Consider the following 7,697-nt stretch of genomic DNA (forward strand, 5'->3'; position numbering starts at 1 on the left):
ACCGCTCAGCAGCAGTACGTGTCGTCGGCCGGCCGGACACCGGTGGCCAGGAACCGGGAGACGGTCGCGTCGCCCCAGGCGGTGCCGTTGGCCAGGTAGGCGTCGTGGCCCGTGGCGTCCAGGGTGATCATGACGGCCCGCCGGCCGAGCGCCGCGCGGAGCTTCTGCGCGCCGGCGAGCGGGGTGGCGACGTCCCGCTCGTTCTGCACGAGCAGCACGTTGGAGGGTCCCCGGTCGGTGATGCGCACGGGGGCCTGCCGCGGCGGGTAGGGCCAGGCGGCGCAGACCATCGCGTTGCGCGGCATGCCGGCGGTGAGCGGGTACGTCGCCCGGCTCTCGGCGACGTCCGCGCGGTACGCGTCGGCCGTCCGGGGCCAGGCGGCGTCGTTGCAGACCGTCGCGATGCCGACCGCCATGACGTTCTGCAGCACCTCCTCGGGCGGCGCGGCGGGCGCGGGCGGCACCGTGCCCTTCACCGCGGCGTTGATCAGCCGCGCCAGCGTCGGGTACTTGCCCGGCGCGTACAGGCTGTCCAGCATCGTCTGCCGCAGCACGTTGCCGGTCAGCTCCTCCGGGTTGGCGCCCGGCCAGGGGATCGGCTCGCGGTCCAGGCGGGCGGCGAGCCGCAGGAACAGCGGCCGGATCTCGTCGGCGGTGGCGGCCACCCGGTCCGGGTTGTCCGGCGCGGACGCCCACGCCGCGAAGTCCGGGAAGACGTCCTCGACCCCGCGCTCGTACATGGCGAGCCAGCTCCGCTGGACCCGGACCGGGTCCGGGTCGTCGTTGCTGTCCAGCACGATCCGGTCGGTGCGGTGCGGGTACAGCTCGTTGTAGACCGCGCCGACGTACGTGCCGTAGGACACGCCCCACGCGGAGATCTTCCGCTCGCCGAGCGCGGCCCGGACACGGTCGATGTCGTGGGCCTCGGCGACCGTGCTGAGGTGCTTCACCAGCTCCCCGCCGTTCTCGGCGCAGGCGTCGGCGAGGCGCCGCGCGGTGGCCAGGTTGCCGTCGACGGAGCCGTCGGGGGCGGGCCAGGGGCGGGTGACGGACGTGGCCAGGTCGGCGCGGTCCAGGCCGCAGCTCACGGATGTCGACGGCGCGTTGCCGCGCGGGGCGAAACCGATCAGGTCGTAGCGGTCCCGCACCTCCTGCGGCAGTCTCTGCCCCTTGCCCGAGGGGTCGTTCAGACTTGAGCCGCCCGGTCCACCGGGGATGAGCAGCAGGACGCCGCGCCGCGCGGACGGCTGCTCGCTCGGTATGCGGGAGAGCGCGAGGTCGACGGTGGGGCCGTCGGGGTCGGTGTGGTCCAGCGGTACCGCGAGCGTCGCGCACTGCTGCCGGGGGTCGACGCCGGTCCCGGCCGGGCAGTCCGCCCAGTCGAGCGGGGCGGCGGCGGAGGAGGGGGCGCGGCTCACGGCGGCGGCCCCCACGGGCGCCGCCGCGCCGAGCAGGACGGCGGAGACACCGAGGAGGGCGGCGGCCCGCCGGACACGAGAGGTGCGTGTGATCCGAGTCATGGGGAGAGCCTCGCGGAACGGCACCCGCCGTCGAATCCGGCCAGCAGCCGTGTTCGTACGGGGGTATGCCCCCGTATTCGCGCTCACGCTCGAAAACAGGCGGGGCAGGGCATCACTTGCTCGAACGGCGTACGCCCCCGCTGTCCGGCCCCGATCGTGAACTTCCCGCCAAGACAGCGCACTTGCCGCTCCCTGACCCCCCGGCCGCCCGGTGCCGAAACGTCACCTTGGGGACGCGGAACGGACGGCCGAAGAACAGAGGAGGCACGGTGGGAGAGCGGAGGACGCGGTGAGGGAACCGGTGGGTTCGTACGTCGTGGACACACGGAACGGCAAGGTGGGGATCGTCATGGGGCACGAGGGCCCGTACACGCAGCTGCGGCCGCACGGCGGCGGCCGGGAGTGGGACGCCGACCCCGGAGCCGTGCGCCGGGCCACACCCAGGGAGCGCATCGGCGTGGCGACGGCGTACGCCAATGCCCGCAGCCGCGGAGAGGTGTCCTGAACGTGGGGGACAATGGGTGCCATGAGTCTGTTCCGCGACGACGGCATCGTGCTGCGCACCCAGAAGCTGGGTGAGGCGGACAGGATCATCACTCTGCTCACCCGCGGTCACGGACGGGTACGCGCCGTGGCGCGCGGCGTGCGCCGCACCAAGAGCAAGTTCGGCGCGCGCCTCGAACCGTTCTCCCACGTCGACGTGCAGTTCTTCGCGCGCGGCAGCGAGCTGGTGGGCCGCGGCCTGCCGCTGTGCACGCAGAGCGAGACCATCGCGCCCTACGGTGCGGGCATCGTCACCGACTACGCCCGGTACACGGCGGGGACGGCGATGCTGGAGACCGCCGAGCGGTTCACCGACCACGAGGGCGAACCGGCCGTGCAGCAGTACCTGCTGCTCGTCGGCGGCCTGCGCACGCTCGCCCGCGGCGAGCACACCGCGGGCCTCGTCCTCGACGCCTTCCTGCTGCGCTCCCTCGCGGTCAACGGCTACGCGCCGACCTTCGGTGACTGCGCGAAGTGCGGCCTGCCGGGGCCGAACCGGTTCTTCTCGGTCGGATCGGGCGGCTCCGTCTGCGTGGACTGCCGGGTGCCCGGCAGCGTCGTACCCTCGCCCCAGGCCCTGGAACTGCTCGGCGCGCTGCTTGCGGGAGACTGGGGCACGGCGGACGCGGCCGAGCCCCGGCACGTCCGGGAGGGCAGCGGACTGGTCTCCGCCTACCTGCACTGGCATCTGGAGCGGGGACTGCGCTCCCTGCGGTACGTCGAGAAGTAGGAGAACCACACATGGCCGTACGCGGAATCCTCGGAGGCAGGCGCCGGGAGTACCGGACGCCCGACCCGCATCCGTCCGGCGCGCGGCCCCCGAAGGTCCCCGGCGAGCTGGTCCCCGAGCACGTGGCCATCGTCATGGACGGCAACGGCCGCTGGGCCAAGGAGCGCGGACTGCCGCGCACCGAGGGCCACAAGGTCGGCGCCGAGCGGGTCGTGGACGTCCTCCAGGGCGCGATCGAGATGGGCGTGCGGAACATCTCGCTGTACGCCTTCTCCACCGAGAACTGGAAGCGCTCGCCGGACGAGGTGCGCTTCCTGATGAACTTCAACCGCGACTTCATCCGCAAGTCCCGCGACACCCTCGACGAACTCGGCGTCCGGGTCCGCTGGGTGGGCCGGATGCCCCGGCTGTGGAAGTCGGTGGCCAAGGAACTCCAGGTCGCCCAGGAGCAGACCAAGGGCAACGACCGGCTCACCCTGTACTTCTGCATGAACTACGGCGGCCAGGCCGAGATCGCCGACGCCGCGCGGTCCATCGCCGAGGCGGTCCGGGCGGGCCGGCTGGACCCTGCCAAGGTCACCGAGAAGACGATCGCGAAGCACCTGTACTACCCGGACATGCCGGACGTGGACCTGTTTCTGCGGCCCAGCGGCGAGCAGCGCACGTCCAACTTCCTGCTGTGGCAGTCCGCGTACGCGGAGCTGGTCTTCCAGGACGTGCTGTGGCCGGACTTCGACCGGCGTGATCTGTGGCGCGCGTGCCTTGAGTTCGCGTCCCGCGACCGTCGGTTCGGGGGTGCGATCCCCAACGAGGTGCCTCCGGCGGAGGAGGAGTAACCGGCTGCGGGCAGGTGGGTGGAGTGCGCAGTTCCCCGCGCCCCCAGAAGGGGCGCGGGGAACTGCGCGACCAGCCGACCACCCGCCCGCGGACGAGCTTCGCTCAGCGCGCCGCGCAGTCGGCACACGTGCCGAAGATCTCCACCGTGTGGGCGACGTTGACGTAGCCGTGCTCGGCGGCGATCGCCTCCGCCCACTTCTCCACCGCCGGCCCCTCCACCTCGACGGCCTTGCCGCACGACCGGCACACGAGATGGTGATGGTGGTCACCACTGCTGCACCGGCGGTAGACGGACTCGCCGTCGGCGGTGCGCAGGACATCGACCTCGCCCGCGTCGGCGAGGGACTGCAGCGTGCGGTAGACCGTGGTGAGCCCGACCGAGTCGCCCTTGTGCTTGAGCATGTCGTGGAGCTCCTGTGCGCTGCGGAACTCCTCCACCTCTTCGAGGGCCGCCGACACGGCGGCCCGCTGCCGGGTGGCGCGGCCCTTCACGGGCGGTCCAGCGGTGGTCACCGGTTGCCTCCTCACGTCTGCGCTGCCCGGCCCATTGTGCCAGTCCGGACAGCGGTCGGTCAGACGTCGATCACACACCGGTCATACCCCGACCTCGTCACCGGCCGCCCGCCCGGCGGGAACGGAGCATCCCTCGACGGGGGCGGCCGCTGCCGCCGCCCGCGCGCGTCGCCGGGCCAGCGGCGTGGAGAGCGCGGTCAGCACGATGAACGCGGCGATGGTCAGCAGCACGATCGTCGCGCCGGGCGGCACGTCCTGGTAGTACGAGGTGACCGTGCCGCCGAGGGTGACCGCGACGCCGATCGCGACGGCGATGGCGAAGGTCGCGGCGAAGCTGCGGCTGAGCGCCTGCGCGGCGGCCACCGGGACCACCATCAGCGCGGAGACCAGCAGCAGGCCGACGACGCGCATGGCGACGGTCACGGTCACGGCGGCGGTGACGGCGGTCAGCAGGTTGAGCGCGCGCACCGGCAGCCCGGTGACCCGCGCGAACTCCTCGTCCTGGCTGACCGCGAAGAGCTGTCGGCGCAGTCCCAGGGTGACGAGGACCACGAACGCGGCGAGGCAGCAGATCGCGGTGACGTCCGACTCGCTCACCGTCGACAGCGAACCGAAGAGGTACGAGGTGAGGTTGGCGTTGGAGCCGCCGGGCGCGAGGTTGATGAACATCACACCGCCGGCCATGCCGCCGTAGAAGAGCATCGCGAGGGCGATGTCGCCGCGGGTGCGGCCGTACCAGCGGATCAGCTCCATCAGGACGGCGCCCAGCACGGAGACCAGCGTCGCCATCCACACCGGGGACCAGGAGAGCAGGAAGCCGAGGCCGACGCCGGTCATCGCGACGTGGCCGATGCCGTCGCCCATCAGGGCCTGGCGGCGCTGGACCAGGTAGATGCCGATCGCGGGGGCGGTGATGCCGACCAGGACGGCCGCGAGCAGCGCCCGCTGCATGAAGGCGTAGTTCAGGATGTCCATCAGCTCAGCAGTCCCGTGCGGATCGGTTCGGCGCCCGCCGGTGCGTGCGGGTGTACATGGTCGTGGCCGGGCAGAGCATGCTGGCCGACGGCCTTCGGGGGCGGGCCGTCGTGCAGGACGCAGCCGTCGCGCAGGACGACCGCCCGGTCGATCAGGGGTTCCAGGGGGCCCAGTTCGTGCAGGACGAGCAGGACCGTCGTACCGGCCGCGACCTGCTGTTTCAGCGTCTCGGCGAGGACTTCCTGGCTGGCCAGGTCGACGCCGGCCATCGGCTCGTCCATGATCAGCAGCTCGGGTTCGGCGGCGAGCGCGCGGGCGATCAGGACCCGCTGGTGCTGGCCGCCGGAGAGGGCGTTGACCGAGTCCTTGGCCCGGTCCGCCATGCCGACCAGCTCCAGGGCGGCCCGTACGGCCGCGTGGTCGGCCTTGCGGAGCACGCCGAAGCGGGCCCGGGAGAGCCGGCCCGAGGAGACGACCTCGGTCACCGTGGCGGGGACGCCGCCCGCGGCGGTGGTGCGCTGCGGTACGTAGCCGACGCGCGCCCAGTCGCGGAAGCGGCGCCGCGGGGTGCCGAACAGCTCGACGTCCCCGGCCGCCACCGGCACCTGGCCGATGACGGTGCGCACGGCGGTGGACTTGCCGGAGCCGTTCGCGCCGAGCAGCGCGACGACCTCGCCGCGGTGGACGGCGAGGTCGATGCCGCGCAGGACGAGGCGTGAGCCCAGTTCGGCGCGGACGCCGCGCAGGGATATGACGGGCTCGTCGCTCACGGATTCCTCCAGGGGGTCACTTGGCGCCGAGGGCGGACTTCAGCGCTTCGAGGTTGGACTGCATGACCTCGACGTAGTCCTCGCCCTTGGACTTGTCGGTGATGCCTTCGAGCGGGTCGAGGACGTCGGTCTTCAGCCCCGCGTCCTTGGCGAGTGTCTTCGCGGTCTTGTCCGACACCAGTGTCTCGTAGAACACGGTGGTCACGCCGTCGGCCTTGGCCTCGGTCTGCAGCTCCTTGATCCGGGCGGGGCTGGGCTCGCTCTCCGGGTCGAGGCCGTTGATGGCCTCCTGGGTGAGGCCGTAGCGCTCGGCGAGGTAGCCGAAGGCGGCGTGGTTGGTGAAGAAGACCTTGGTCTCGACGTCCTTGAGGCCGTTCTCGTAGGCGGTGTTCAGCCCGTCGAGGCGGACGGCGAGCTTCTCGGCGTTGGCCTTGTACGTCTCGGCGTGGTCCGGGTCGGCCTTCTCCAGCGCCTTCGCGACACCGTCGGCGATCTCGGCGTACTTCACCGGGTCGAGCCAGACGTGCGGGTCGAGGCCGCTCTCCCCCTCGGAGTGCTCCTCCTCTTCCGCGTGCTCCTCGTCCCCGTGGTCGTGCTCGACGTCGCCGTGGTCCTCCAGCTTCGTCAGCGTCGCCGCGTCGATCTTCGTCTTCACGTCGGACTGGGCGACGGCCTCGTCGACGGCGGGCTGCAGGGACTTCAGGTAGAGCACCGCGTCCGCCTCGCCCATCTCGGCGGTCTGCCTGGTGCTCAGCTCCAGGTCGTGGGGTTCCTGGCCGGGCTCGGTGAGGGAGGTGACCTTCACCCGGTCTCCGCCGATCTGCTCGGCGAGGTACTGCATGGGATAGAACGACGCGACGACGTCCAGCTTGCCGTCACCGCTCCCGCTGTCCGCCTCCGCGCTGTCGCTGGAGCAGGCGGAGAGAGTGGTGAGGCCGAGGGCGGCGGCTGCCGCGACGGCTATTCCGGATATATGGCGTCGTCGTACGTTCATGACACTCATTTTCAACGATTCTGGAAACCGTTGTCAACAACGCCCTCATGTGACCCGGGGAACCCCCGATTTGGTCGAGGGGCAGGCCCCGCCGGTAACCTGAAGCATTCGCTGGAAGCATCTCGCTTCGTCGCCCGTCGTCGTAATGAAGAGAGCACCGTGGCCGCCGACAAGATCGACACCATCGTCAGCCTGAGCAAGCGCCGTGGCTTCGTTTTCCCCTGTAGTGAGATCTACGGCGGTCAGCGTGCCGCCTGGGACTACGGCCCGCTCGGTGTCGAGCTCAAGGAGAACCTCAAGCGCCAGTGGTGGCGCTACATGGTGACGTCGCGCGAGGACGTCGTCGGTATCGACTCGTCCGTGATCCTCGCCCCCGAGGTCTGGGTCGCCTCCGGCCACGTCGCCACCTTCACGGACCCGCTGACCGAGTGCACCTCCTGCCACAAGCGGTTCCGCGCGGACCACCTGGAGGAGGCGTACGAGGAGAAGAAGGGCCGCGCCCCGGAGAACGGCCTCGCCGACCTCAACTGCCCCAACTGCGGCAACAAGGGCACCTTCACCGAGCCCAAGCAGTTCTCGGGCCTGCTCTCCACCCACCTCGGCCCGACCCAGGACAGCGGCTCCGTCGCCTACCTGCGGCCCGAGACCGCGCAGGGCATCTTCACCAACTTCGGCCAGGTGCAGACCACTTCGCGCCGCAAGCCGCCGTTCGGCATCGCCCAGATGGGCAAGTCCTTCCGCAACGAGATCACGCCCGGCAACTTCATCTTCCGCACCCGCGAGTTCGAGCAGATGGAGATGGAGTTCTTCGTCAA

At 71.2% G+C, this 7,697-nt stretch carries 9 protein-coding genes; 4 read left to right on the forward strand and 5 right to left on the reverse strand.

Annotated elements, in window-relative coordinates; all coding sequences use genetic code 11:
* Positions 1-5: 5 nt before the first annotated feature.
* The gene (locus tag UW392_RS22545; RefSeq protein WP_320776890.1) at positions 6-1,520 is read right to left on the reverse strand and encodes an alpha/beta hydrolase; all 1,515 of its coding nucleotides are present in this window, start codon (positions 1,518-1,520) and stop codon (positions 6-8) included.
* A gap of 289 nt (positions 1,521-1,809) precedes the next feature.
* On the opposite strand from UW392_RS22545, the gene UW392_RS22550 reads away from it, so the two are divergent.
* The 3 genes from UW392_RS22550 to UW392_RS22560 are packed head-to-tail and all read left to right on the forward strand — an operon-like array spanning position 1,810 to position 3,629.
* Positions 1,810-2,025 (forward strand): hypothetical protein, encoded by a 216-nt coding sequence (locus UW392_RS22550; protein WP_320776891.1) that lies wholly within the window; start codon positions 1,810-1,812, stop codon positions 2,023-2,025.
* 21 nt (positions 2,026-2,046) lie between these two features.
* Positions 2,047-2,793, forward strand: a complete 747-nt coding sequence (gene recO / locus UW392_RS22555) for a DNA repair protein RecO (protein WP_320776892.1) — start codon at positions 2,047-2,049, stop codon at positions 2,791-2,793.
* An 11-nt stretch (positions 2,794-2,804) separates the two neighbouring features.
* The gene (locus tag UW392_RS22560; RefSeq protein ID WP_320776893.1) at positions 2,805-3,629 is read left to right on the forward strand and encodes an isoprenyl transferase; all 825 of its coding nucleotides are present in this window, start codon (positions 2,805-2,807) and stop codon (positions 3,627-3,629) included.
* Positions 3,630-3,732: 103 nt separating this feature from the next.
* On the opposite strand, the gene UW392_RS22565 is transcribed toward UW392_RS22560, so the two are convergent.
* The 4 genes from UW392_RS22565 to UW392_RS22580 form a co-directional block, all read right to left on the reverse strand.
* A complete protein-coding gene (locus UW392_RS22565; protein ID WP_320776894.1) occupies positions 3,733-4,143 on the reverse strand; it encodes a Fur family transcriptional regulator in 411 nt (136 codons plus the stop codon).
* An 81-nt stretch (positions 4,144-4,224) separates the two neighbouring features.
* The gene (locus tag UW392_RS22570) at positions 4,225-5,118 is read right to left on the reverse strand and encodes a metal ABC transporter permease (protein WP_320776895.1); all 894 of its coding nucleotides are present in this window, start codon (positions 5,116-5,118) and stop codon (positions 4,225-4,227) included.
* The gene (locus UW392_RS22575) at positions 5,118-5,888 is read right to left on the reverse strand and encodes a metal ABC transporter ATP-binding protein (RefSeq protein WP_320776896.1); all 771 of its coding nucleotides are present in this window, start codon (positions 5,886-5,888) and stop codon (positions 5,118-5,120) included. Before UW392_RS22575 ends, UW392_RS22570 begins: the two co-directional genes overlap by 1 nt.
* Positions 5,889-5,904: 16 nt before the next feature.
* Positions 5,905-6,882 carry a zinc ABC transporter substrate-binding protein gene (locus UW392_RS22580; protein WP_320776897.1) on the reverse strand — a complete coding sequence of 326 codons (978 nt, stop codon included), beginning with the start codon at positions 6,880-6,882 and terminating at the stop codon, positions 5,905-5,907.
* 159 nt (positions 6,883-7,041) lie between these two features.
* Between UW392_RS22580 and UW392_RS22585 the strand changes: the two genes are divergently transcribed.
* A partial coding sequence (locus tag UW392_RS22585; protein WP_320776898.1) for a glycine--tRNA ligase occupies positions 7,042-7,697 on the forward strand: 656 nt, incomplete at its 3' end.

Source organism: Streptomyces sp. CRN 30 (assembly GCF_034105845.1).

Bases quoted from the DNA above. Each gene is read 5' to 3' on its own strand.
- recO (WP_320776892.1), top strand. From the start codon at position 2,047: ATGAGTCTGTTCCGCGACGACGGCATCGTGCTGCGCACCCAGAAGCTG.
- UW392_RS22560 (WP_320776893.1), top strand. From the start codon at position 2,805: ATGGCCGTACGCGGAATCCTCGGAGGCAGGCGCCGGGAGTACCGGACG.
- UW392_RS22580 (WP_320776897.1), bottom strand. From the start codon at position 6,882: ATGAACGTACGACGACGCCATATATCCGGAATAGCCGTCGCGGCAGCC.
- UW392_RS22545 (WP_320776890.1), bottom strand. From the start codon at position 1,520: ATGACTCGGATCACACGCACCTCTCGTGTCCGGCGGGCCGCCGCCCTC.
- UW392_RS22570 (WP_320776895.1), bottom strand. From the start codon at position 5,118: ATGGACATCCTGAACTACGCCTTCATGCAGCGGGCGCTGCTCGCGGCC.